Raw genomic sequence first — 22,432 nt, 5'->3', positions numbered from 1 at the left:
GCAGCCCATCGACGACCGCGTCGGCCGCGGCGGTGGGTCCGGCGGCGTCGACCAGGTGCGCGATGGCCTGCTGGAGGCGTTCGCGCGCGGTGCCGACCGGCCTTGCGTCCATGCCCTGATCATAGTCGAACAGATATTCGAACGTGCGGTCATCATCGCAGGTCAGATACCGTTCGGCGCCTTGGGACGGAGCCTTGTGCAGGCCGCAGTCGGTGTCGGCCTGAGACGTCGACCACTCATCGCGCGCCACAGACCGCTCCCCACGAACGCGCGCCTGCTTCACCTGGATGTCCAGTCACGCCAGGAGGCCCGCCTCGAGATGGCGACGGACCCGCCGTCCGGAAGACGAGCGAAGTCGAGGCGTCCTCTCCATCGCACGCGGAAGCGCCGGCTGCGCGGTCGAGGCCCGCACGGCACGCCCGCGTCCGCTGGCGGTTCGCACAATGTGTCTGCGCCCGCCGCGGTCCGCTCGGCGCGCCCGCCCCCGCCGGCGCTGCGTCGGAGGAGGCCCAGGGTCCGCGTCGCTACCGCACCGACCCGTTACCGCAGCCCCTGGGCGTGCAGGTCCGCGGCGCGGGTCGCGATCTGGTGCAGCGTGCACGGCCACACGACGCCCGATCCGGCGTTGCGGCAGGCGGAGCACCGGCCGAGGCGGTCCGGTACGTGCTCGGCGAGCAAGCGGCCGAAGACCTCGGGCATGCCCGCCAGCACGCCCGCCATCGGTCCGCTCCCGGGCGTGTACGCGCCGTCGCCTGCAGCCATCTGCACCCTCCACGATCCGGTCCTGCGCCGCCGCCGGTCAGGGCGGCGACCCGACGGCGGTGACCGCCGTCGCGCGCGCCGTGCCCCGCGGCACGGCCCGACCGAATCAGTACCCGACGGCCGGGCGGAGGACCCGCCCGGCCACCCCGTTCTAGAGGGTGAACTCGCCCGACGGCGTCGCGGACGGGTCGGCGTGCAGCTCGCCCTCGCGGCCCCGCAGCTCGACGCGGCGGATCTTGCCGGAGATCGTCTTGGGCAGCTCGTGGAACTCCAGCCGCCGGACCCGCTTGTACGGGGCGAGGTTGTCCCGCGCGAACTGCAGGATGTCCGTCGCGGTCTCCTCGTTCGGCTCGTAGCCCGCGGCCAGCACCACGTAGGCCTTCGGCACGGCCAGGCGCACCGGGTCCGGCGAGGGCACGATGGCCGCCTCCGCCACCGCCGGGTGCTCGATCAGTACGCTCTCGAGCTCGAACGGGCTGATCCGGTAGTCGGAGGCCTTGAAGACGTCGTCCGCCCGGCCGACGTAGGTGATGTAGCCGTCCGCGTCCCGGGAGCCGACGTCGCCGGTGTGGTAGTAGCCGCCCTCCATCGCCTCGGCGTTGCGCTCCGGGTCGTCCTTGTAGCCCACCATCAGCCCGGTCGGCCGCTTCGACAGGTCGATGCAGATCTCGCCCTCGTCGGCCGGCTCCCCCGTCGCTGCGTCGATCAGGGCGATCGGGAAGCCCGGCATCGGCCGGCCCATGGAGCCGGGCTTGATCGGCGAGCCGGGCGGGTTCGCGATCTGGACGCTCGACTCGGTCTGCCCGAAGCCGTCGCGGATCTTCAGCCCCCAGGCCTTCTCGACCTGCTCGATCACCTCGGGGTTGAGCGGCTCTCCGGCGCCGACGACCTTGGTCGGCGGCGTGCGGAGCCCCGACAGGTCGGCCTGGATCAGCATCCGCCATACCGTCGGCGGCGCGCAGAAGCTCGTGACGCCGAACTTGTCGAGCACGCCCAGCAGGTTCGTGGCGTCGAACTTCGTGTAGTTCATGACGAGCACGGTCGCCTCGGCGAGCCACGGCGCGAAGACGTTCGACCACGCGTGCTTGGCCCAGCCGGGCGAGGAGATGTTGAGGTGGACGTCGCCCGGCTCCAGCCCGATCCAGTACATCGTCGACAGGTGGCCGACCGGGTAGCTCTGGTGCGTGTGCTCGACGAGCTTCGGCTTCGCCGTGGTGCCCGAGGTGAAGTAGAGGAGCAGGGTGTCCGTGGCCTTCGTCGGCCCGTCCGGCGCGAAGACGGCGGACTTCTCGTAGGCGTCGGCGTAGTCCTCCCAGCCCTTCGGCGCGCCCCGGACGGAGATCCGGGTGTAGTCGCCGGGGACGTCGTCGAACTTCGCCGCGTCGTCCTTGCCCACGATCACGTGCTTCGCGTTGCCCCGGTCGACCCGGTCGCGCAGGTCCTCCGCCGTGAGCAGCGTGGTCGCGGGGATGACGACGGCGCCCAGCTTCATCGCCGCCAGCAGCGTCTCCCAGAGCTCCAGCTGGTTGGAGAGCATGAGGATGATCCGGTCGCCGCGGGCGACCCCCCGTTCGCGCAGCCAGTTCGCCACCCGGTTGGACCGCTCGGAGAGCTCGGCGAAGGTCCACGAGGCGTCGCTGCCGTCCGCCTCGATGATCCACAGCGCTTTGCGGGCGCCGCGCTCGGGATCGGCCGCGACGGCGTCGAAGTGGTCGATCGCCCAGTTGAACTCGGTGAGCTCGGGCCAGCGGAAGTCACGCACGGCGGCGTCGTAGTCCGTGCGGTGCGCGAGCAGGAAGTCCCGCGCCGCGTAGAAGGCCGTGCTGCTGTCGGACATTGCACCTCACACAGGATTCGGCGGCTCTGCTCTGCGGGAACCCTATTCGAGATCGGCCGCCGCGCCACGTCCGGTCGGGCAGGTGTGCGCGGCCGCCGCGCACCACGAACGTGGCGGTGCGTCGGGCGGGCGGGGGGCGCCGACGGGGCTAGCGTGCCCAGGCATGGACGGGGCGACGGCGCGCACGGTCTGCGGATTCCTGACGGCGGGGGCCCTGTCCCTGCTGCTCGCCGGGTGTGGAGGAACGTCCCCGCCCGGCGCGACCACTCCGGTCGCGTCGCCGGCGCCGGTCACGTCGGTACCGGCGACGCCGTCGACGGACCCCTCCGCCGCGCAGACGACGGTCCCCCAGGCCGCGCCGACCGGGACCCCGCTGCTGTGGCCGGTCACCGACCTGCCCGGCGCGCAGAACCTCCAGACGCAGGTCGACGGCGGCGCGCAGCCGTGGACGCTCGATCCCGAGGAGGTCGCGATCAGTTACGCGACCACCACCTACGGCTGGAAGGACCCCGACGCGACGACGACCGCACCGGGCGCGGTCGACGTCACCGACGACTCGGGCGCCACCGCCCACATCACCCTCGTCCAGCCGGTCCGGGCCGGCGCGACCGGCATCTGGGTCGTCTCCGCCGCCACCCGGGGTTGACCGGCCTCGTCCCGACACCGCCGTCCGTCGCGGATCCGATCACCAGAAAGGGTGAAAGGGCCGCGAACCTGCTGCGTTCCGACGAGCGCCGCCGATTCCACCCGTGAGAGCCGTCCACACCGCCGGACGGCCAGCGCCAGGGAGCCACGCAATGACGACCAGCGACTCGGTCCAGCAGGACATGTTCACCGTGCTGCACGGGCAGCCCGCGCCCGTCGTCACGCGGTGGACGTACACCGCGACCGACCCGTTCGCGGTCACCCTCGCCGTCCGGACCAGGCAGGACCGGTGGGTCGAGTGGCTCGTCGCCCGTGACCTCGTCGTCGAGGCGCTGTCCGGGCCGGCCGGGTACGGGGACATCCGGATGAGCCCGCAGCTCGTCCAGGGCTATGACGTCGTGGAGATCGAGATCCGCTCCACCGACGGCCGCGCCGTGCTCGAGGTCGACCGGGACCTGCTGCGGCACTTCGTCGAGTCGTCGGCGGAGCTGGTTCCGCTCGGTGAGGAGTCGGACGTCCTGGACCTCGACCGGGTGATCGAGCAGATCACCCAGAGCTGCGAGGGCTGACCCCCGCGTCGCGCGCACCGTCGACCCCGGGCACGCCACCCGTGTCCGGGTTCGCATCGATCCGCGCGGCGGCGCTCGGCCGCTCCTGCGGCTCCGTCTCCTCCGCGTAGTCGCGGAGCGCGTCCTCCTCCGCCTCGCCCGGCCGCTGGTCCTCGGCCAGCGACCGCGCGACCTCGGGATCCTCCACCGGGGACTCGTCGAGCACCGGCTCGATCCCCTCGTCCAGGTCGTGCACCGCGGCCTCCTCGGCCGACGCCGCCGCCCCGTCCACGCCGACGTCCTCGACCCCGGTCGCGGGGTCCTCGTCGACGGCCTCGCCGTCCGCGCCCGCGTCGCGCGCGGCCAGCCGCCCGGTGCGGGTGGTGTCGCGGACCGGGTCCTCGTCGGCCTCCTCGCGCGCCAGACGCTCGTCGAGCGTCTCGCCCTCGCGCTGCCCGGCCGGCGTCACCGCGGGGTCGTCGACCCCGTAGGGCCGGTCGGCGGGCACGTAGCCGGCGTCGAGCGGGTCCGCGCCCGACGGACCCGTCAGCGTCTCCTCGTTGCCGAGCTGGAGGGCCTCCGCCAGGTCCGGCGACGTGTCGATGCCCCGCTCGTCGCTCTCGCGCTGCGCCATGATCCTCCGCTTCTCTCGTTCCCGGGCGCCGATGGCGCCCACGTCCCCGCCTACCCCGGACGCCGCCTCCGCACACGCCGCGTGGTCCGATAGGGCATGACCAGCGACAGCGGCGCGCACGGCCGGTCGGCCGGCGCCTCCCGGCCTGCGCGTCCCCGGGACTCCGCCGCCACCCGGCGGGCGCTGCTCGCCGCCGGTCGGGAGCTGTTCGCCGACGCGGGCTACGAGGGCACGACGGTCCGCGCGGTCGCCGAACGCGCCGGCGTCAACCAGGCGCTGCTGTTCCGGCACTTCGGGTCGAAGGAGGGCCTGTTCGCCGAGGCCGTGACCGGGGAGGCGCTCGACCTGCTGGCGGCCGGTCCCCCCGACCAGGTCCTCCCCCGCACGCTGGCGGCCATCCTGGCCACGGACGACAACGCGGGCGACGACGTCGCCCTCTTCCTCGCCACCCTCCGCTCGGCCGGCAACACCGACGCCGCCGCGACGGTCCGGGACACGCTGCGGGTGGCGTACGGCGGAACGCTCGCCCGGCTCGTCGCCACGGACGACCCGGCCGACGCGAAGCTCCGGGCCGAGCTCGCACTCGCCTGGCTGCTGGGGATCGCCCTGCTCCGCAAGGTGATCCGCAGCGAGGCGGTGGCCGGGGCCGACCCGGCGGCGGTGGTCGGACACGTCACGCGCGCGGTCGAGGCCCTGTTCGGGCCGGCCGGGGGCGCCTGAGCGCGAGCCAGCCGGCAGGCGCGGCCCGGCCGCGGGAGACGAGTCCTCGTATCTGCAGGAGCGCACACCCGGCGAGGCGCCGCACACCCGCTCGGCGGCGCCGGGCGGCGGCGGCTCGACCTGGGTAGGGCGTGCACCGACGTGGGCGTCACACAACGCGCGGCGCGCGGGCACAGCCCGCCAGGCGCCGCACAACCGCTCCGGTCCCGTGGCACACCCGGCAGGGCCGTGGCACACCCCGGTCGACGGTGTGTGCGACGTGCTCGGTCGGTGTGGGACCACGCTCCAGAGCGCTGTGGCGCACAGGAACGGGTGTGCGAGCCCTCCGAACCGGCGGCCGGATCGGGCCGGATCGGGCCGGGTCAGCGGCTGTGGCGCGCGCGTTCGCCTGCCGGCGCCTTTCCGCCCACGCCGTGCTGGGCCGGGAGCGCCTCGCCCGCACCCTCGTCGGCGGGCCGGCCGAAGTTGTGCCGCAGGAGGACCCGGCTGCCGCGGCCGTCGAAGTGGACGAGCACGGTCTCGACCATGTGCTGCATGAGCAATATCCCCCGGCCGCCCCGCTCGTCGCTGGTGACCGTGCCGCCCTCGCCCCGCGCGGGGCGCCAGCTGCCGTGGTCGGTGATCTCGATGCACAGCGCCTCGCCCTCGGTCCAGAGGGTGAGCTCGACGTCGCCGGTCCGGCCCTCCGGGTAGGCGTGCCGGACGGCGTTGGCGACGGCCTCGTCGACCGCGAGCACGACGTCGTCCTTCTGCTCGGTGCTCAGCCCGAGCGGCGCGAGCCATCCCACGAGCTCCCGGCGGATGACGGCGAGCTGGGCGGGGTTGGCGGGCCAGCTGCGGTGGACGTACTCGACGGAGTCGGCCAGGCCGGTGAGGTCGGCCTCGGCGCGTTCGACGTCGCCGGTCACCTCGGCGAGCACGGCCACCGGGTCGACGCCGGTCGGTTCGAACGGCTCGGCTGCGGTGGCGTCGGCGTCCGCGAGCCGGGTCTGGTGCGGGATCTGTGCCGGGCAGGTCATGAGGATCAACGCCTCTCGGTGCGGGGAGCGTGCGGCCGGACATCGTGGGATGGCCCCGCGGGCCCCTCGGCGAAACACCGCTGGTCGAGCCCCTGCCACCGCTCGTCGCCGGCACCCCACAAGGGCGCACTCCGGACGGACCGGAGCCCCCGTCCAGGTGGCCGAAAGGGGCTGCCGTCGACCGGCCTCAACCCTCCGCGGGCCCGCCCGGACGGCTGCCCCGACCGGCCTCAGCCGTCCGCGGGCCTGCCCCGGACGGCTGTCCCCGACCGGTCTCAGGCTTCCGGGGCGGGCCTGCGCACCGGCCCCGGCCCGCCGTCGTCGGCCGGGATCCGCTCGGTCCGGTCCGCCGGGGTACCGGCGGTACCGGACTCGGGCACGTCCGCATCGGGCCCCTCGGGGACGTCGCCGTCCGGTCCCTCGGGGGCGTCGCTGGGCGGCGCGCCCCGCGCCCCGGCCCGCCGGTCGATCTCCTCACCGATGTACCGCAGCACTTCGGCCGCGACCGCTGCGACCGGCACCGCCAGGAAGGCCCCGGCGATGCCCCAGATCGCGCCGCCCGCGGTGACGGCCAGCAGCACGACGGCGCCGTGCAGGTTGAGGCTGCGGCTCTGCAGGATCGGCTGCAGGACGTTCCCCTCGATCTGCTGCACCGCGATGATGATCGCCAGCACGATCAGCGCCGTGGTGAAGCCCTTGGTCACCAACGCGACCAGCACCGAGAGGGCGCCCGCGACGAGCGCGCCGACGATCGGCACGAAGCTGCCGAAGAAGGTCAGCACGGCCAGCGGCAGCGCCAGCGGCACGCCGAGGAGCACCAGGCCGAGGCCGATGAAGAACGCGTCGACGAACGCCACCAGCGCCTGCGTGCGGATGAACCCGCCGAGAGTCCGCCACGCGCGCTGCAGCACGCCGGCGACGTGCCGGCCCGCGCGGGCGCCGGTCACGCGGGTGACCCAGGGCAGGAAGCGCGGGCCGTCCTTGACGAAGAAGAAGGCCAGCACGACGGCGAGCACGATGTTGAGCAGGCCGTTCGCGAACGCCGACACCCCGGTGAGCACGGTGCCCGCGATCGTCGAGGCGCTGGCCTGCAGCTGCCGGGTGATCGACTCGAGGACCCCGCCGATCTGACCCTCGCCGAGGTTGAGCGGCGGCCCGGACACCCACTGCTGGATCTGCCCCAGTCCGCCGGTGACGCCGGCCGCGATCTGGTCCGACTGCCCGGCCACCTGCGGGGCGATGAGCGTGATGATGCCGCCGAGCACCACGAGCGCGGCGACGAGGACCAGCAGCGCGGCCAGCGCGGGCGGGAACCGGTGCGCGACCAGCCAGCCGACCGGAGGCCGCAGCACCGTCGCGAGGATCACGCCGAGGAGCACCGGGAACACGATCGGCCAGAGCGCACCGACGACCAGCCCGAGCAGGATCGCGCCGAACGCGATCAGCAGGATCCGCCAGCTCCAGGTGGCCAGCCAGGTCAGCCCGCCGCCGATCACCGCACCCCGGTCCGGGGGCGGCACGGCCCGTGCCGGCGCGGCGGACGGTGGGGCGAGCGACGACTCCGCGGTCCCGTCCACCACTCCGTCGACGGCCCCGTCGGGAACCCGCTCGGTCCGGCCGGCGGTCCCGTTCCGGACGGCGTCGGGGTCACCGCCGACGGCCGCCCCGCCGAGGCCGGTCCCGTTCGCCGGGATCGCCCGGCCCTCCTGGTCCGGACGTCCGCGCGCCCCGCGCGCCGGACGACCCGACGCGCCTCGGTCGGTCACACCGCCACCCCCGTCCCGCTCCCCCGCGGCCGACCCGCTCAGCGGTCCCCGGGATGCCGCCGCAGCAGGTACGTGTCCATGATCCAGCCCTTGCGCTCCCGTGCCTCCGCCCGGATCCTCACGATCTCGTCACGGACATCGAGGACGGGACCGGACACCAGGAGCTCGTCCGGGCTGCCCACGTACGCCCCCCAGTACACCTCCACGTCGGCGACCTCGGCGTCGGGCAGCTGCGCGAGTGCGGTGCCGCCGTCGAGCATCACCACGATGTCGTCGACGTCGGCGGGCAGCCCGGCCGCGATCCGGCGGCCGGTGGTGACGAGCACGGGTCGCCCGACGCGGTTGAGGATCAGCCGGTGGGCGGCCGCGAGCGCCTGCACGCTGGAGATGCCCGGGTAGGAGATGACCTCGATCCCCTCGACGCCCTCCAGCAGCCGCAGCGTGCCGTCGTAGAGGGAGGGGTCGCCCCACACGAGGAAGGCGCCGATCTCGCCGTCGGCCAGCTCCTCGATCATCGACGCGTAGAGCGACCCGCGCCGGTCCTGCCAGTCGACGACGGCGGCCGTGTAGCTCGCCGACCGCCCGGCCTCCCCGGCGCCGGCCCTGCGGTCCCGCTCGGGGTCCGCGGCCTCGACGACCCGGTAGCTCCCGGGCTCGAGGTGCCGGTCGAGGATCCCGGTCCGCAGCGCGGTGAGGTCCTCCTTCACCTCGCCCTTGTCGATGACGAAGACGACGTCGACGCGCTTCAGCGCGGCCACCGCCTGCAATGTGAGGTGGTCGGGGTCCCCCGAGCCGATCCCGATCACGTACACCGTGCGCACGCCGACACCCTATGCGGGCGCGGGCCGCCGCAGGACGGCCCGGCCGGACGGGTTCGCCGGGTCGCGGAGCGTCACCGGGCGGGCAGGGTCGCGGACTCGACCGGGTGATCTCGAGCGAGCGGAGGCCCGGGACCGTGAGGGTGGCGCACCTCGTCGACACGCTGAGCCCCGACCGGAGCGGGTACGGCCTCGAGGCCCTCGCCCGCTCCGCGCGGACCGCGGACCTGGAGCTCGTGGTCGTCGTCCCCTCCGGCAGCGGGAACGGCGGGCGGGCCGCGGCTCTGCGCCGGTCCGGTGCCGTGGTCGTCGAGCACGGCTGGCGCCGTGGGACCCGAGCGCGTCCCGCACCACAGCGGCCCGGCACGGCGCACCGTTACACGCTCGCGCTGTGATGCCGTCCGACGCCGCTCGTCGTGCGCCCCGCGGGGACCGGCGCCCGGTTCGCCGCTCGAGGCCGGGTCGTGACCTGCGTCCGGATCACCGCGAGCGGCTTCGGCGGCGGGAAACGACTTCTCGTCCCTCGGGGGCGTCCGCTCGGCGCGCCGGGGTCCGTTCGGCCCGCGCGGCGATCACGGGACGGTTACGGTCGGTCGTGCTGGTGGGAACGACATCCACCGGCACGCCCGGTCGGCCCGTCCCGCCTGCCCGCCGACATTCCCCCGGGCGCCCACCCCCGGCACGGGGCAGGCGCGGCGCGGTTGCTCCCCGGCTCCCCGCACGCCCGTGGACGGCGAGGAACGATGCATGTCCGACACGTGTGTGGCACCGCGCGCGGTGCTCGTGCCGAGCTCCCGGCACAGTGCCGAGGACCGCTCCGACGGCCAGGGGCTGTCCGCCGCGGACCTGATCGCCCGGCTCACCGGCTCGTCCGCTCCCCCGCCTTCCGGCGGCCGCCGTGCCCGGCGCGCCGCGGAGGAGGACGAGGCCCCGGTCTCCCCCCTCGGCGTCCCCGCGGCCGGTGAGCTGCCCGACGAGCGGCCGCAGGCCCGCGTCGACGAGGCCCCGACCTCGATCCTCCCGCAGGTGGGACCCGCCCCGAGCCCCGCGCCGCAGGCCCGCCCGGCCGACGAGCCGCCCGCCGGCCTCACCGGCTCCTTCTTCACCTCCGGCCTCGGCTCGGGCCGCGGCGGCGACGGCCTCTCGCTGACCGGCGTCCTCCCTGCACTGACCGCCGCGATCCGCTCGCCGAAGACCGTCGCGGCCGCGGCGACCGTGACCGTCATGGGTGCCACCGCGGTCCTCACCGGCCTGCCCACTCCGGGTGGCCAGATGGCCCAGGCCACCGACGGCGGTTCCCCGTCCGTGCGGCTGGCCGCGGCCGACGCCACCCTGACCAGCCACGACGACGGCAGCGGCACCTCAGGCACCGCCGCCGGCGCGGGCACGACCGACGACCGGCCCACCCAGGTCCTGCAGGCCGTGCAGGACGGCCCCGGCGCCGTCGGCGGCTCGATGCAGTCCGCCTTCGGCACCGCCATGGGCACGCTGCCCCAGGTGTTCGAGAAGGCCGACGCCGCCGGCATCGCCGCCGTGCAGAAGGCCGAGGCCGCGAAGGCCGCCGAGGAGCAGCAGAACGCGCTGCGCCGGGCCGCCCAGTCCGCAGCCGGCGGGATCGGCGACGCGGCCGGCGACGCGGTCGACGACACCGTCGGACAGGCCACCGGCGTCGGGGCGAAGGCGCTCGCCGCGGCCCGCACCCGCCTCGGCATGCCCTACGTGTGGGGTGCGTCCGGCCCGAACGCCTTCGACTGCTCCGGCCTCACCTCGTGGGCCTTCAAGCAGGCCGGCGTGAGCCTCCCCCGCACCTCCGCGGCCCAGTCCACCGTCGGCACGGCGGTGAGCAAGGACCAGCTGCAGCCCGGCGACCTGGTGTTCTTCTACTCGCCGGTGAGCCACGTGGGCATCTACCTGGGCGACGGGAAGGTCCTGCACGCCAGCACCAGCGGCGAGCCGGTGAAGATCTCGAACGTGGCGGACATGCCGTTCCACAACGCCCGCCGGGTCTGACCGGAGGGCGGAGACCAACCGCCCCGGGGGCCCGCCCGGCGCGACCGGGCCCCCGGGGACGGCGACGAATCAGCCTCAGCCCAGCAGGGGCTTCACCTTCGTGCCGAAGTCGTGGACGCCCTGCTCGAAGTCGTCGAAGGTGAACATCATCCCCTTGACGCCGGGCATCGTCGCGACCTGGTCGATCTGCCGCGCCACCGTCTCGTAGCTGCCCACCAGGGTGGCCATGTTGAAGTTCACGGCCCCCTCCGGCAGGTTGATCATCTTGGCGGTGCCGCCCGAGTCGGTGCCGCTGTCCTTGCCGCCCTCGTCGGCCATGTAGCCGAGCGCGCCGGCGTCGGCCCCGGCCTGGTAGGAGTCCCACTTGGCGCGGGCCTCCTCGTCCGTCTCGGCCATGATCGCCATGAACAGCGGGAGCGAGCCGACGTCCCGGCCGGTCTGCTCGGCCGCCTTGGCCAGCCGCTGGGTGGGCTCGCGGTAGACCTCGGGGTCGTTGACACCGGGGCTGAGGATGAAGTTGTAGTCGCCCTGCTCGGCGACCATCCGCATGCCGCGGTCGGACTGGCCGGCGCAGACGATGTCGATGTGCCCGCTCGGCTTCGGCGAGAGCACGCAGTCCTCCATCTGGAAGTACTGCCCCTTGAAGTCGCTGCGGCCCTTCTCCCACAGCTCCCGCATGACCTGGACGTACTCGGTGGAGTAGTCGTAGCGGTAGCCGTAGTACTCGTCGCCCGGCCAGAGGCCCATCTGCGCGTACTCGCCGCTGGCCCAGCCGGACACGATGTTGATCCCGAAACGCCCGGGGGCGATCGAGTCGATGGTCGTGGCCATCCGGGCGACCATGGCGGGCGGCAGCGTGAGCACGGCCGTCGAGGCGTAGAGCTTGATCTTCTCCGTGACGGCGGCGAGGCCCGCCATCAGCGTGAACGACTCCAGCGCGTGGTCCCAGAACTCGACCTTGCCGCCGAAGCCGCGCAGCTTGATCATCGACAGCGCGAACGCGAAGTCCTGCGCCTCCGCCTCCTGCACGATGCGCTTGTTCAGCTCGAACGTGGGCATGTACTGGGGCGAGTTCTCGGAGATCAGCCAGCCGTTGTTGGCGATGGGGATGAAGACGCCGAAGTCCATGACGTGTCCTTCTTCTCGGGGGACGGCCCGGCCGGGGAGGACCGGAGTACGGGGGCGACCTCGCGGGCGAGCAGCTCGACGGAGGCCAGGGCGTCGCCGACGGGCATGCCGGCCCAGTCGGTGCGCAGCACGAAGTGGTCCACGCCCAGCTCCCGCCACGGCAGCAGCGCCGCGAGGCAGTCCTCGGGTGAGCCCACCACGAATCGGTCCTCCGCGAGGTCCGCGTAATCCCGATCGAACGACTCTGTCACCGGCATGACACGGTCCTGGCCCCAGTCGGCGTAGACCTTGTACTTCCCGGCGAGGTACGGCCGGGCCAGCTCGACCGCCCGCTCCCGCGTCGGCGCGCAGTAGATCTCCCGCATCAGCGGCAGCTCCCGCACCGGTTCGCGGCCGGCGGCGGCGCGCTCGGCGTGGAACAGGTCGAGCTGGCGGCGGATGGTCGCGGCCGTGGCGTGCGGGTTGATCATCCAGGTGTCGGCCAGCCGGGCGGCCCGTTTCACGGCGGCGTCCGAGTTCGCCGCCATCCAGACGGGCGGGCGACGCGCGGGCAGCGTCGTGGAGCGGACGCCGTCGAGCCGGCACCAGTCGTTGTCGGCGTGCACCGGCTCGCCCGACCACATCTCCTGGACGATCCGCAGGTTCTCCTCGAAACGCCGGACCTTCTGCCCCGGCGGGATCCCGAAGGCGGCGTACTCGACCTCCCGGTACCCCAGCCCGACGCCGAACACCGACCGGCCGCCGCACACCGCGTCGAGGCTCGCGAAGTTCTCCGCGGTGTCGACGGGGTTGTGCAGTGCGAGCAGGTGGATGCCGGTGCCGATCCGCATGTCCCCGGCGTCGGCGGCGAGCCGGGCGAGCCACGGCAGCGGCTGGATGTGTGAGAAGGACTCCGGGAGGTGGTGCTGGCCGGCGAAGACCGAGTCCAGCCCGCCGTCGCGGGCCGCGCGCACCAGCGAGAGCTGCTCCCCCAGCGCCTCGACCGGGTCCCGCCCCGCCGGCTGCTGGTGGGTCAGGAAGATTCCGACACTAACCACGGCAGGCCTCGGCGAAGTCGGCGGCGGGGGTGCCGTCGCCGAGCGACAGCACGGCGTTGAGCACGCGGTCCGTGGTCGCGGCGTCGGCGACCCGGCCGATGGTCTCCCGGAACTTGGCCACGACCTCGTCGTTGGTGAGCGGACGCTCGTCGTGCCCGCGGTTGACCTGCTCGCGGTGCCGCAGCACCCGCCCGTCGGCCAGCTCGATCTCGACGGCGCCCGAGTAGGCGGCCGGGAAGGCGCTGTCCGGGTCCTCGGAGACCCGCACCTTCTGCGCGAGGTCGAGGATCGCGGTGTCGCCCAGGGCGTCGTCCTCGAGCTCGGCCAGCGTGAAGCGGCCACGGGTCAGGGACGCGGCGACGACGAACGGCAGGCTGAACTTGGCGTCGTACTCGTCGCGCGGGGCCCACTTCGCCTCGGCCGGCTCGCAGACGACCTTGCCCGGCACCGGGTGGATCGCGCAGCGGATCTCGCTGATCCCCGTCTCGCCGATCTCCGGACGCAGCAGGAGCACCGAGTCGGCGAACGCGTGGATGAAGTGGCAGATCGGGTAGGGCTTGACGGCGGTGCGCACGAGCTCCCAGGTCTCCCCCAGCGCCTCGCCGACGGCCTCCGGGTGGGTCTCGCGCCCGGCGAGGTGGGTGTTGTAGAGCCCGAACCGGCCCTCGTAGACCGCCGGCGGGCCGCTCCAGCCGGCCTTGGCGAAGCTCGCAGCGGTCAACCCGGACATCGCCGCCCAGCCCGGGTGCAGGCGCTTGGTCCAGGCGCCGTCGGCGAGGAACTCCAGCAGCCCGGCACTCATCGACCCGACGACGCCCTGGGCCGCGGCCAGGCCGTCGGCGTCGAGCCCGGCGATCTTGCCGGCCGCCACGGAGGCGCCGAACGCGCCGGCGACGGCGGTCGGATGGAAGCCGACGTCGTGGAAGCCGCCGGCCCCGCCCATTCCGACACGCGCCGACACCTCGACGCCGAGGATGTAGGCGAGCAGCAGGTCCTCGGTGGTGGCGCCGCGGCTCACGGCGGCGGAGATCGCGGCGGGCAGCGCCGCGGCGGAGACGTGCGTGACGGCCGGGATGTGGGTGTCGTCGAAGTCCATGCCGTGGATCAGCACGCCGTTGAGCACCGCGGCGTCGCGCGGCGAGAGCCGGTCCCGCATCCCGAGCACCGGGTGGGTGCCGCCGCCGAAGGCCGACAGCGCCTCCAGCGCGACGGCCGGGAAGTCGTAGGCGGTCGACGCGAAGGCCAGCCCGACGGCGTCGAGGATCAGGTGCCGGGCACGCTCGACGACCTCGGCGGGTACGTCGGACAGCGCGGCGCGGGCGGCGAAGTCGCCGACCCGGCCGGCGAGGCCCGCGGTGGTCGACGCGGCTGTCGACGCGGTGGTCGACGGGGTGGTCTTCTCCGGGCTGAGGGTCATCGGTGAGCCTCCTGGTCGAGGGCGGACGATACGTCGGACGTATGTGCGCTGGGAAGGGGTCAGGCCGAGATGGGTGGCGTGCGCGTGTGGTGGTCGGTGCGGTCCTGGAACAGCTGGGCCGCTCGCAGCGCCGTCGCCTCCCCGTGCGGCGGGGCGATCAGCAGGGCCGAGACCGGGCAGCCGTCCGGCGCGAACCCGGTCGGCACGGCGAGGCCCGGAGCGCCGGTGAGGTTGCCGAGCATCGTCGCGCGCGACTGCGCGGCGTAGAGCGGGTACTGCTCGCCGTCGACGGTCACGGTGCAGTCGGGCAGCCGCGGGGCCGTGGCCGGCGTCGTCGGGACGACGACGAGGTCGGCGCCCGCGAACACGCCGTCGAGCTCGGCCTGCAGCTCGGCGCGGAACTGCACCGCGCGCAGGTAGTCGCTCGCCGAGGTGGTGATGCCCTGGCTGATCCGCTTGACCGTCACCGGGTCGTACTCGCCCCAGCGCGCGGCGTCGATCCGGTGCAGGGCGGCGGCCTCGGTGAACACGATCTCGTAGCCGATCGGCAGGGCCCGCTCGGCCGACGGGATCTCGCCCGGGACGATCTCCGCGCCGGCGTCGACGAGCACGTCGACGAGGTGCGCGACACCGGCCCGCACGGCGCTGTCGCAGAGCTCCGTGAGGTAGCCGCCGGGCAGTGCGATGCGCAGGCCGCGCAGGTCCGCGGGCGGCAGCAGGGAAGCGTCCGACATCCGGGGGTCGACGCCGTCGGGCCCGCGGAGCAGCGCGAACACCAGCGCGACGGTGCGCGCGTCCCGGGCGAGCGGCCCCACCGTCTCGGTGGTCCACGAGAGCGGCACCACGCCGGTGCGCGGGATCGTGCCCGCCGTCGGCTTGAGCCCGGTGAGCCCGCACCAGGCGCTGGGCAGCCGGACCGAGCCGCCGACGTCCGTGCCGAGGCCGAACGGGACCGCGCCGGCCGCCACCGCCGCCGCCGTGCCGGTCGACGACCCGCCGGCCCAGCGCTCGCGGTCCCACGGGTTGCGGCACGCCCCGGTCAGCGGCGGGTGCGGCCCGCCGACCGCGAACTCGGTGGTGGCGTCCTTCGAGACCGGGATCGCGCCGTGCGCCTCCAGCCGCGCGACGACCGCGGCCGAGGTCGCGGCCGGCCCGGCGTCGGCCCGGGTGCGCGATGCGGCCGTGGTCGGGACGCCCTCGACGTCGATCACGTCCTTGACCGCGAACGGCACGCCCTCGAGCAGCCGCGGGGTGCCGCGCCGGTCCGACCCGGCGGCGCGCTCCGCGGCGCGCTCGTGCAGGAACCGGATGGTGCTGTTCAGCTCAGCGTGCACACGTTCGAGCCCGGCGAGGGCGGCGGCGACGCGCTCGGTGGCCGGACCGCTCCCCCGCAAGCGCTCGGCGGTGGCGCGCAGCCCCGAGGCGCCGTCGAGGTCGAGCCCGGCGACCGCGTCGAGCCCGTCGTCGCGGGTCGTGCCCCTCACGGGCTCCCGCAGCCACTCCTCCCCGCGGAACGGGTCGGCGGTCTCCGGGCGCACCGGCAGGTCGCGCAGGGCGGCGGCGGCCGGCTCGGCGGCCGCCACCGCCTCGGCCATGTCCTTCACCTGCGCCGGGTCGAGGGTGTAGCCGAGCCGGGCCGCCAGGGCGCCGAGCTCCTCGGGCGAGCTCATGCGGAGCCCGCCGTCGTGCGGGGGTCCGTCACCGGATGGTCGCCTTCCCCGCGAGCAGGGCCTTCGCGACGACGCCGCGCAGCACGTCGTTGGTCCCCTCGCCGATCGACATCAGCGGGGCGTCCCGGTAGAGCCGCTCGACCTCGAACTCGGTGGAGTAGCCGTAGCCGCCGTGAATACGCATGGCGTCGGTGGCGCAGGCCAGCGCCTGCTCCGAGGCGAAGATCTTGGCCATGCCGGACTCGGTGTCCATCCGCACGCCGTCGTCCATCCGCGAGGCGGCCCAGTAGGTCATCAGGCGCGCGGCCTGCAGGCGCACGGCGATCTCCGCGAGCCGCATCTGCACGGCCTGGAACTCGCCGATGGCCTGCCCGAACGCGGTCCGCTCGCGGGCGTAGTTCAGCGCCTCGTCGTAGGCCCGCTGGGCGATGCCGACGGACCGCGCCGCGATGTTGATCCGCCCGGTCTCCAGCGAGGACAGCGCCTGCTGCATGCCGCGGCCCTCGATGCCGCCGAGCAGCTGCGACGCGGGCACCCGGACGTCGGTCAGCACGACCTCGCACGACTCGGTGCCCTTGTAGCCGAGCTTGCCGATGTCCTGCGTGACCTCGAACCCCGGCGTCCCGGCCTCGACCAGCAGGATGCTCATCCCCTTGTGCGCGGGGCTCGCGGTCGGGTCGGTCTTCACCAGCACCGGCAGCGGGTCCGCGTACCGCGCGTTGGTGATCCACATCTTCGTCCCGTTGATCACGTACTCGTCACCCTCCTTGCGGGCGGCGGTCCGGATCCCCTGCAGGTCGGTCCCCGCGCCGGGCTCGGTGAGCGCGATCCCGGTGCGGCGCTTCCCGGTCGCGAGATCCGGGAGATAGCGAGCCTTCTGGTCCTCGGTGCCGTGCCGGGCGAGCATGAAGCAGCTCACCGAGTGGCTGCCGAGGATGCCGGCGATGCCCATCCAGCCCCGGGAGATCTCCTCGAAGGTCAACGCGAACGACACCGTGTCGGCCGCCAGCCCCCCGAACTCCTCGGGGACGGCGAGCCCGAACAGCCCGAGCTGCTTCATCCCCTCGACGATCTCCGTCGGGTAGCGCCCGGACTGCTCCCAGTCCCGCGCGACCGGCACGATCTCCTTGTCGACGAAGTCCCGCAGCGTGTCCCGGAACAGGCGCTGCTCGTCGTTCAGCTGGAAATCCATCTCAGTCCTTCCCCAGCGCGCCGGCCTCGCGCAGCGCGGCGATCCTCGCGTCGTCGTAACCCAGTTCGCGCAGCACCCGCTCGGTGTCCGCCCCCATCGCCGGCGCCCGTCGCGTCGGGGCCCGGTCCGCGCCGGGCGGCCCGACCCGCACGGCGCTGCGCAGGCTCCGCACCTGGCCGAACGCCTCGCTCTCCGTCTCGGCGATCAGGTTGCGCTCCAGCGTGTGCGGGTCCACCAGCGCGTCCGCCACGTCGTTGATCGGGGCGCACGGGATCGACGCCGCGTACATCGGCGCGAGCCAGTCGGCGACCGTGCGGCTCCGGAAGATCTCCTCCAGCAGCGGGATGATCACCTCCCGGTTCCGGTTGCGGTCGGCGAAGGTGGCGAAGCGCGGGTCCTCGGCCAGCTCCGGACGGCCCATCACCACCGTGAGCCGCTGCCAGAACTTCTCCTTGGCGCAGCCCACGACCAGCCAGCCGTCGGCGGCCTCGAAGGCCTGGAACGGGATCAGCGACGGGTGCGCGGAGTGGTGCGTGCGTGCCGGCTCGTAACCCGCGGTCATGTGCCAGGTGCCGGGGTAGGTCAGCAGGCTGACGGCGGTGTCGTAGAGCGACAGGTCGCAGTCCGTGCCGACGCCGTCCCGCCGCGCCGCGTGGACCGCGGCCAGCAGCGAGATCGCGGCGACGTAGCCGCCGCAGTAGTCGACGAGCGAGAGCCCGGTCTTCTGCGGCGCCCCGCCCGGCTCGCCGGTCAGCGACATCCACCCGCCGAGCGCCTGCAGCACGTAGTCGTAGCCGGGCTCCTTCGACCGCGGGCCCGTCATCCCGAAGCCCGTCAGCGAGCAGCAGACGATCTTCGGGTTGACACCCTCGAGGTCCTCGTAGCGGATGCCGAGCTTCTCCGGGACGTCGCCGCGCAGGTTGGAGTACACGGCGTCCGCGGTGCGGACCAGGTCCTCGAACACCGCACGTCCCTCGGGCGTGCGGATGTCGAGGGTGATCGAGGACTTGTCCCGGTTGAAGGACTGGAAGAACAGCGAGTCGCCGCCCTCGGCGTACGGCGGCACCGAGCGCCCGACGTCCCCGCCCACCGACGGGTCCTCCACCTTGATGATCTCCGCGCCCAGCTCCGCGAGGTGCATGGACCCGAACGGGCCCGCCCCGTACTGCTCGAGCGAGACGATCCGGACGTCCTCCAGTGGCCTCACGCCTCCTCCACCGTCAGCGGTGTGGCGGCCTGCGGGAACAGCGACTTCACCCCGTCGGTGTCGCGCTTGTGCACGTAGAAGGTGCGCTTGAAGGACAGCACCTCCACGGCGTCCTGGTTCAGCGTCCGGGTCTTGATCGTGACGATCCCGGCGTGCGGCCGGCTGCCCGACTCGCGCTTGTCCAGCACGATCGACTCCGACCAGATGGTGTCGCCGGCGAAGACCGGGGCGGTGAGCTTGAGGTCGTCGAGCCCGAGGTTCGCGAAGGCGTTCTGCGTGGTGTCGGTGACGGACTGGCCCATGGCGATGGAGATCGTCAGCGGCGAGGCCACCAGCATCCGGCCGAACTCCGACGACTGCCCGACCTGCGCGTTGAAGTGCGCCTGGTTGGTGTTCATCGTCAGGAGCGTGAACCAGGTGTTGTCGGTCTCGGTGATCGTGCGCCCCAGCGGGTGCTGGTAGACGTCGCCGATCTCGAAGTCCTCGTAGAACCGTCCCTGCCAGCCGGGCTTCACGGTCACGTGGGGTTCCTCCTTCAGCTGCGCTCGATGTCCTCGAGCCGGCGGTTGGTGGTGCGCTCGCCGAACAGGGCCATGACCAGGCCCATCAGGAGCGCGGCGAGCGCCAGGTAGGTGAAGACGCCGGTCAGCCCGGTCCCGGTGTACAGCGCGGCGACCAGGAAGCCGCCGAGTACCCCGGCGAGCCGGCCGGAACCGTTCGCGATGCCGGAGCCGAGCCCGCGCAGGTGCAGGGGGAAGACCTCGGCGATGTAGGTGTAGAGCACCGCGACGCCGGTCTGCATCAGCAGGGCCGCGCCGAAGCCGCAGACGATGACCGCGGCGGGGTGGTCGATCAGGCCGAACAGCAGCAGGAGCACGGCGACGGCGACCTCGAGCACGAGGATCACCGACTTCCGCTCGAAGCGGTCGATGATCGGCATCGCGAGCAGCGCGCCCGGCACGGCGGCGATGGCCAGGATCGAGGAGTAGGTCAGGCTCTGGGCCGTCGAGTAGCCGCGCTCGACCAGGAGCGTCGGCACCCAGGAGCTGAAGCCGTAGAACGACAGGATCAGGAAGACGCAGGCCGCGGCGGCGACCACCGTCTTGCGCAGCGTGGGGCCGCGCAGCAGCTCCGTCAGCCGGCCGGCGACGACGGGCCGTTCGGCGACGGGCTCGGGCAGCGGCCGGCCGGTCTTCTCCTCGGCCTGGGCCTCCAGCCGCGCGACGAGCTCCTCCTGCGGGACACCGGCGCGGCCGTGGGCGGCGCTCCAGCGGACCGACTCCGGCAGGACGCGCAGTGCGACCACGCCGCCGATCACCCCGAGCGCGCCGACCACGAAGATCCAGCGCCAGGCGTCGGGCCCCGTCGGCACGACGAGCCGGGCCACCCAGGCCGCGATCGGCACGCCGGCGAGCCCGATCGCGAGCAGCATCGCCTGGTACCGGCCGCGCAGCGCACGAGGGAACATCTCGCTCACCCACACCAGCAGCACACCGGTCATGGCCTGCAGCCCGAAACCGGTGAGCACGCGCAGCACGCCGAGCATCAGCGGCCCCGTTGCGAGTGCGCTCAGCAGCGAGAACACCGAGTAGAAGAAGACGGCGCCGATGAGGACCGGGCGACGGCCGATGCGGTCGGAGAGCCGGCCGCCGGCGATCGCGCCGACGAACATCCCCACGAAGCCCGCGGACGTGATCGCGCCGATGCCGCCGATCGACAGCCCCCACTCGGTGCGCAGGGCGGGCGCGGCGTAGGCGAAGGAGTTGAGGTCGACGAGGTCGAACACGAACAGGAACCCGAGCAGCCACACCCAGCGGCGGTGGGCACGGGTGACGACCGGGATCCGGTCGAGCCGGGCGGCGAGGTCGGCGGTCGGTGAGGTGGTCGCCGCCCTCGTCGCGGCCGTCGTCGCCGAGGTCGGTGCGGCCGGTCCGGTGCCGGTCGCCCGGCCGCTGTCGGTGGGTCGAGACGGGTCGGGTGTCATCGCGTGGCTCCCCTCGCGCGCTGCGGTGCGCGCTCGTCCCACCCCGCGCCGCGGTGCGCGGGGGCAGCCGGGCGGGTTCCCGACCACGTGGCGCACGCTAATCGTCAGACGTTTCGACGACAAGAGGTCGGCCGGAACTCTGCCCCGGCCGTGGGGCAGGTCCGGCCCGCCGTCAGGAGGGCTCGCCGGCGCGCAGCAGGAGGGCCCGTGCCCGCTCCACCACAGGCTTGTCGATCATCTTCCCGTCGACGACGGCGACCCCGCCCGCGGCCGAGGCGCCGACCACGGCGCGGGCCCACTCGACCTGCTCGGGGGTCGGGGAGAAGGCGGTCGCGACCGGCCCGACCTGCGCGGGATGGATGCACATCTTCGCCGTGAAGCCCAGCGACAGCCCGTGCGCGCAGTCCTCCAGGAGGAGCGGCTCGTCCCGCACCGCCGTGGTCACGCCGTCGATCGGGGCAGCCGCACCGGCCGCCCGGCTGCCCAGCACCAGCGCCGAGCGCGCGAACCGCAGCGCCTCCCGGTCGACCGGGTCGACACCCAACTCGCTCGCGAGGTCGACGCTGCCGAACCCGGCCCGCACCACGCCCTCGACCCCGCACACCTCGACGGCCCGGTGCACCCCGAGGGCGGTCTCGACCAGCGGCACGACCTGCGCCGCCGGGCCGAGCGCGGCCACCAGCTCGGCCACCTCGGCCGGGTCCTGGGCCTTGGGCAGCATGACCGGGGCCGGCCCCGCGGCACCCGTACCCGGGGCGCCCACGACCGCCGCCACGTCGTCGTCGTACCACTCGGTGCCGGGCGGGTTGATCCGCACCATCCCCGGGTTCCCGGCGGCCAGCCACTCCCGGACGGCCTCGCGGGCCGCGGGCTTGGCCGCGGGCGCGACGGCGTCCTCGAGGTCCAGCACGATCAGGTCGGCACCGGACGCGGCGGCCTTGGCGAAGCGCTCCGGGCGGTCGCCGGGGACGAAGAGCAGGGTCCGGGCGCCGAGCAGGTCGGTGGCGGCGGTCGGGGTCACGGGGTCGGTCACGATGTCGGACGTTTCCACGCCGGATCGCTCCGGTCCAGCCCGTGCGTGGGTAGGCTGCGCAGGACGCGGCGGTCCCGTGCCCGGCCGCCGCGCATTCGTCGACGTCCCCGCCGGGACGCGAGACCCTCCCGGAGCGTGATCACATGGCCCCGACCCCGGAACGCCGCGGCGCCGCGGCTCCCCCGGCCGGCGGGGCGGAGCCGTCGGGTCCCCCGGTCCCGCCCGTCGCACACCTGCGGGTCCAGCGCGTCCGGCCGGCCTACCGCCAGGTCGCCGACGAGCTGCGCTCACAGATCATGCAGGGCATCCTCGAACCCGGCGCCCGGCTGCCCGCCGAGGCCGAGCTGACCAGGATGTTCGGCGTCAGCCGCTCCACCGTGCGGGAGGCGTTGCGGGCGCTGGCCAGCCAGCACCTCATCGAGACCCGGCGCGGGGTGCAGGGCGGGTCCTTCGTCAGCGCGCCGGACCCGACGAAGCTCGTCGAGGACGTCGGCAGCGCGCTCGGCGTCCTCGTCGCCACCCCCCAGCTCCGCATCGGCGACCTCCTCGAGGCCCGCCTACTGCTGGAGCCCGCGGCGGCCCGGCTCGCCGCCCAGCGCGCCGACGTGGAGACGATCGAGGCGCTGCGCGCCGCCGCCCACGCGCCGCGCGACCCGCGGGACCCCAGCGGCTTCGTCCCCCACCTCGACTTCCACACCACGATCCTCATGGCCACCGGGAACCTGATGTTCACGATGATGGGCCAGCCGGTCGGCGACGTCCTGCGCACCAAGCTCGACCGCGCCGCCGTCGCCCGGGAGCAGTGGGACGAGGTCGACGCCTGCCACGCCGACATCGCCGAGCACATCGCCCGCGGCGAGGCGGAGCACGCGGAGGAGGCCATGCGCAACCACCTCCTCGACCTGCGCGAGCTCTACGAGCACCCGGGCACCTGGCGGGGCCGCCCACGCCCCTAGGTGGCTGGTGTCTTTCGCGTGGCGGTCGCCCGGTCTGGCGGTCGGTTGC

At 74.1% G+C, this 22,432-nt stretch carries 22 protein-coding genes; 6 read left to right on the top strand and 16 right to left on the bottom strand.

Going from position 1 to position 22,432, the window contains the following annotated elements:
- The 3 genes from LWC33_RS31805 to LWC33_RS31795 form a co-directional block, all read right to left on the bottom strand.
- On the bottom strand, nt 1–250 hold a 250-nt coding region (locus LWC33_RS31805; RefSeq protein ID WP_233308410.1), incomplete at its 3' end, for a hypothetical protein.
- A gap of 290 nt (nt 251–540) precedes the next feature.
- On the bottom strand, nt 541–762 hold the full coding sequence (locus LWC33_RS31800; RefSeq protein ID WP_233308409.1) for a hypothetical protein: 222 nt from the start codon (nt 760–762) through the stop codon (nt 541–543).
- Nucleotides 763–913: 151 nt separating this feature from the next.
- Nucleotides 914–2,599 carry an AMP-binding protein gene (locus LWC33_RS31795; RefSeq protein ID WP_233308408.1) on the bottom strand — a complete coding sequence of 562 codons (1,686 nt, stop codon included), beginning with the start codon at nt 2,597–2,599 and terminating at the stop codon, nt 914–916.
- Nucleotides 2,600–2,762: 163 nt separating this feature from the next.
- Between LWC33_RS31795 and LWC33_RS31790 the strand changes: the two genes are divergently transcribed.
- Together LWC33_RS31790 and LWC33_RS31785 are read left to right on the top strand one after the other, a co-directional pair.
- Nucleotides 2,763–3,245: a hypothetical protein gene (locus LWC33_RS31790; RefSeq protein ID WP_233308407.1), complete on the top strand. Its 483-nt coding sequence runs from the start codon at nt 2,763–2,765 to the stop codon at nt 3,243–3,245.
- 151 nt (nt 3,246–3,396) lie between these two features.
- A complete protein-coding gene (locus LWC33_RS31785; protein WP_233308406.1) occupies nt 3,397–3,813 on the top strand; it encodes an SsgA family sporulation/cell division regulator in 417 nt (138 codons plus the stop codon).
- Here LWC33_RS31785 and LWC33_RS31780 read toward each other — a convergent pair.
- Complete coding sequence (locus tag LWC33_RS31780; RefSeq protein ID WP_233308405.1) at nt 3,791–4,426, bottom strand: DUF5709 domain-containing protein; 636 nt, start codon at nt 4,424–4,426, stop codon at nt 3,791–3,793. The genes LWC33_RS31785 and LWC33_RS31780 overlap by 23 nt on opposite strands.
- A 96-nt stretch (nt 4,427–4,522) precedes the next feature.
- Here LWC33_RS31780 and LWC33_RS31775 point away from each other — a divergent pair, with 96 nt between their 5' ends.
- Entirely contained in the window at nt 4,523–5,146 is a 624-nt protein-coding gene (locus LWC33_RS31775) for a TetR/AcrR family transcriptional regulator (protein ID WP_233308404.1), read from the top strand.
- 362 nt (nt 5,147–5,508) lie between these two features.
- Here LWC33_RS31775 and LWC33_RS31770 read toward each other — a convergent pair whose 3' ends face one another.
- From LWC33_RS31770 to cobF, 3 genes are all read right to left on the bottom strand, one after another.
- Nucleotides 5,509–6,165 (bottom strand): ATP-binding protein, encoded by a 657-nt coding sequence (locus LWC33_RS31770; RefSeq protein WP_233308403.1) that lies wholly within the window; start codon nt 6,163–6,165, stop codon nt 5,509–5,511.
- Nucleotides 6,166–6,440: 275 nt separating this feature from the next.
- Nucleotides 6,441–7,931 (bottom strand): AI-2E family transporter, encoded by a 1,491-nt coding sequence (locus LWC33_RS31765; RefSeq protein WP_233308402.1) that lies wholly within the window; start codon nt 7,929–7,931, stop codon nt 6,441–6,443.
- Nucleotides 7,932–7,969: 38 nt separating this feature from the next.
- Nucleotides 7,970–8,752 carry a precorrin-6A synthase (deacetylating) gene (cobF, locus tag LWC33_RS31760; RefSeq protein WP_233308401.1) on the bottom strand — a complete coding sequence of 261 codons (783 nt, stop codon included), beginning with the start codon at nt 8,750–8,752 and terminating at the stop codon, nt 7,970–7,972.
- A gap of 134 nt (nt 8,753–8,886) precedes the next feature.
- Here cobF and LWC33_RS31755 point away from each other — a divergent pair, with 134 nt between their 5' ends.
- Together LWC33_RS31755 and LWC33_RS31750 are read left to right on the top strand one after the other, a co-directional pair.
- Nucleotides 8,887–9,144: a hypothetical protein gene (locus LWC33_RS31755; RefSeq protein ID WP_233308400.1), complete on the top strand. Its 258-nt coding sequence runs from the start codon at nt 8,887–8,889 to the stop codon at nt 9,142–9,144.
- A 352-nt stretch (nt 9,145–9,496) separates the two neighbouring features.
- Nucleotides 9,497–10,759, top strand: a complete 1,263-nt coding sequence (locus tag LWC33_RS31750; RefSeq protein ID WP_233308399.1) for an NlpC/P60 family protein — start codon at nt 9,497–9,499, stop codon at nt 10,757–10,759.
- Nucleotides 10,760–10,834: 75 nt separating this feature from the next.
- Here the strand turns inward: LWC33_RS31750 and rutA are convergent, their stop codons facing one another.
- From rutA to LWC33_RS31705, 9 genes are all read right to left on the bottom strand, one after another.
- Nucleotides 10,835–11,887: a pyrimidine utilization protein A gene (gene rutA, locus LWC33_RS31745; RefSeq protein WP_233308398.1), complete on the bottom strand. Its 1,053-nt coding sequence runs from the start codon at nt 11,885–11,887 to the stop codon at nt 10,835–10,837.
- Nucleotides 11,842–12,924 carry an LLM class flavin-dependent oxidoreductase gene (locus LWC33_RS31740; RefSeq protein ID WP_233308397.1) on the bottom strand — a complete coding sequence of 361 codons (1,083 nt, stop codon included), beginning with the start codon at nt 12,922–12,924 and terminating at the stop codon, nt 11,842–11,844. Before LWC33_RS31740 ends, rutA begins: the two co-directional genes overlap by 46 nt.
- Complete coding sequence (locus tag LWC33_RS31735) at nt 12,917–14,341, bottom strand: MmgE/PrpD family protein (RefSeq protein WP_233308396.1); 1,425 nt, start codon at nt 14,339–14,341, stop codon at nt 12,917–12,919. The genes LWC33_RS31740 and LWC33_RS31735 overlap by 8 nt, the downstream gene beginning before the upstream one ends.
- A 59-nt stretch (nt 14,342–14,400) precedes the next feature.
- Nucleotides 14,401–16,011 carry an amidase gene (locus tag LWC33_RS31730; RefSeq protein WP_233308395.1) on the bottom strand — a complete coding sequence of 537 codons (1,611 nt, stop codon included), beginning with the start codon at nt 16,009–16,011 and terminating at the stop codon, nt 14,401–14,403.
- A 28-nt stretch (nt 16,012–16,039) separates the two neighbouring features.
- A complete protein-coding gene (locus LWC33_RS31725) occupies nt 16,040–17,203 on the bottom strand; it encodes an acyl-CoA dehydrogenase family protein (protein ID WP_233308394.1) in 1,164 nt (387 codons plus the stop codon).
- A 1-nt stretch (nt 17,204) separates the two neighbouring features.
- A complete protein-coding gene (locus LWC33_RS31720; protein WP_233308393.1) occupies nt 17,205–18,410 on the bottom strand; it encodes a CaiB/BaiF CoA transferase family protein in 1,206 nt (401 codons plus the stop codon).
- Complete coding sequence (locus LWC33_RS31715; protein WP_233308392.1) at nt 18,407–18,931, bottom strand: MaoC family dehydratase; 525 nt, start codon at nt 18,929–18,931, stop codon at nt 18,407–18,409. Before LWC33_RS31715 ends, LWC33_RS31720 begins: the two co-directional genes overlap by 4 nt.
- 14 nt (nt 18,932–18,945) lie before the next feature.
- Nucleotides 18,946–20,394 (bottom strand): MFS transporter, encoded by a 1,449-nt coding sequence (locus LWC33_RS31710; RefSeq protein WP_233308391.1) that lies wholly within the window; start codon nt 20,392–20,394, stop codon nt 18,946–18,948.
- A gap of 172 nt (nt 20,395–20,566) precedes the next feature.
- Nucleotides 20,567–21,427 carry an HpcH/HpaI aldolase/citrate lyase family protein gene (locus LWC33_RS31705; RefSeq protein WP_233308390.1) on the bottom strand — a complete coding sequence of 287 codons (861 nt, stop codon included), beginning with the start codon at nt 21,425–21,427 and terminating at the stop codon, nt 20,567–20,569.
- Nucleotides 21,428–21,570: 143 nt separating this feature from the next.
- Between LWC33_RS31705 and LWC33_RS31700 the strand changes: the two genes are divergently transcribed.
- Nucleotides 21,571–22,383 carry a FadR/GntR family transcriptional regulator gene (locus tag LWC33_RS31700; protein ID WP_233308389.1) on the top strand — a complete coding sequence of 271 codons (813 nt, stop codon included), beginning with the start codon at nt 21,571–21,573 and terminating at the stop codon, nt 22,381–22,383.
- Nucleotides 22,384–22,432: the final 49 nt, after the last annotated feature.

The sequence above is a fragment of the Pseudonocardia terrae genome, from assembly GCF_021343995.1.
Lineage (GTDB): Bacteria > Actinomycetota > Actinomycetes > Mycobacteriales > Pseudonocardiaceae > Pseudonocardia > Pseudonocardia terrae.
This window is presented reverse-complemented; position numbering and strand designations above follow the sequence as displayed.

Bases quoted from the DNA above. Each gene is read 5' to 3' on its own strand.
- LWC33_RS31725 (WP_233308394.1), bottom strand. From the start codon at position 17,203: ATGGATTTCCAGCTGAACGACGAGCAGCGCCTGTTCCGGGACACGCTG.
- LWC33_RS31795 (WP_233308408.1), bottom strand. From the start codon at position 2,599: ATGTCCGACAGCAGCACGGCCTTCTACGCGGCGCGGGACTTCCTGCTC.
- LWC33_RS31785 (WP_233308406.1), top strand. From the start codon at position 3,397: ATGACGACCAGCGACTCGGTCCAGCAGGACATGTTCACCGTGCTGCAC.
- LWC33_RS31800 (WP_233308409.1), bottom strand. From the start codon at position 762: ATGGCTGCAGGCGACGGCGCGTACACGCCCGGGAGCGGACCGATGGCG.
- rutA (WP_233308398.1), bottom strand. From the start codon at position 11,887: ATGGACTTCGGCGTCTTCATCCCCATCGCCAACAACGGCTGGCTGATC.
- LWC33_RS31775 (WP_233308404.1), top strand. From the start codon at position 4,523: ATGACCAGCGACAGCGGCGCGCACGGCCGGTCGGCCGGCGCCTCCCGG.
- LWC33_RS31780 (WP_233308405.1), bottom strand. From the start codon at position 4,426: ATGGCGCAGCGCGAGAGCGACGAGCGGGGCATCGACACGTCGCCGGAC.
- LWC33_RS31735 (WP_233308396.1), bottom strand. From the start codon at position 14,341: ATGACCCTCAGCCCGGAGAAGACCACCCCGTCGACCACCGCGTCGACA.
- LWC33_RS31750 (WP_233308399.1), top strand. From the start codon at position 9,497: ATGTCCGACACGTGTGTGGCACCGCGCGCGGTGCTCGTGCCGAGCTCC.
- LWC33_RS31770 (WP_233308403.1), bottom strand. From the start codon at position 6,165: ATGACCTGCCCGGCACAGATCCCGCACCAGACCCGGCTCGCGGACGCC.
- LWC33_RS31700 (WP_233308389.1), top strand. From the start codon at position 21,571: ATGGCCCCGACCCCGGAACGCCGCGGCGCCGCGGCTCCCCCGGCCGGC.
- LWC33_RS31790 (WP_233308407.1), top strand. From the start codon at position 2,763: ATGGACGGGGCGACGGCGCGCACGGTCTGCGGATTCCTGACGGCGGGG.
- LWC33_RS31710 (WP_233308391.1), bottom strand. From the start codon at position 20,394: ATGACACCCGACCCGTCTCGACCCACCGACAGCGGCCGGGCGACCGGC.
- LWC33_RS31730 (WP_233308395.1), bottom strand. From the start codon at position 16,011: ATGAGCTCGCCCGAGGAGCTCGGCGCCCTGGCGGCCCGGCTCGGCTAC.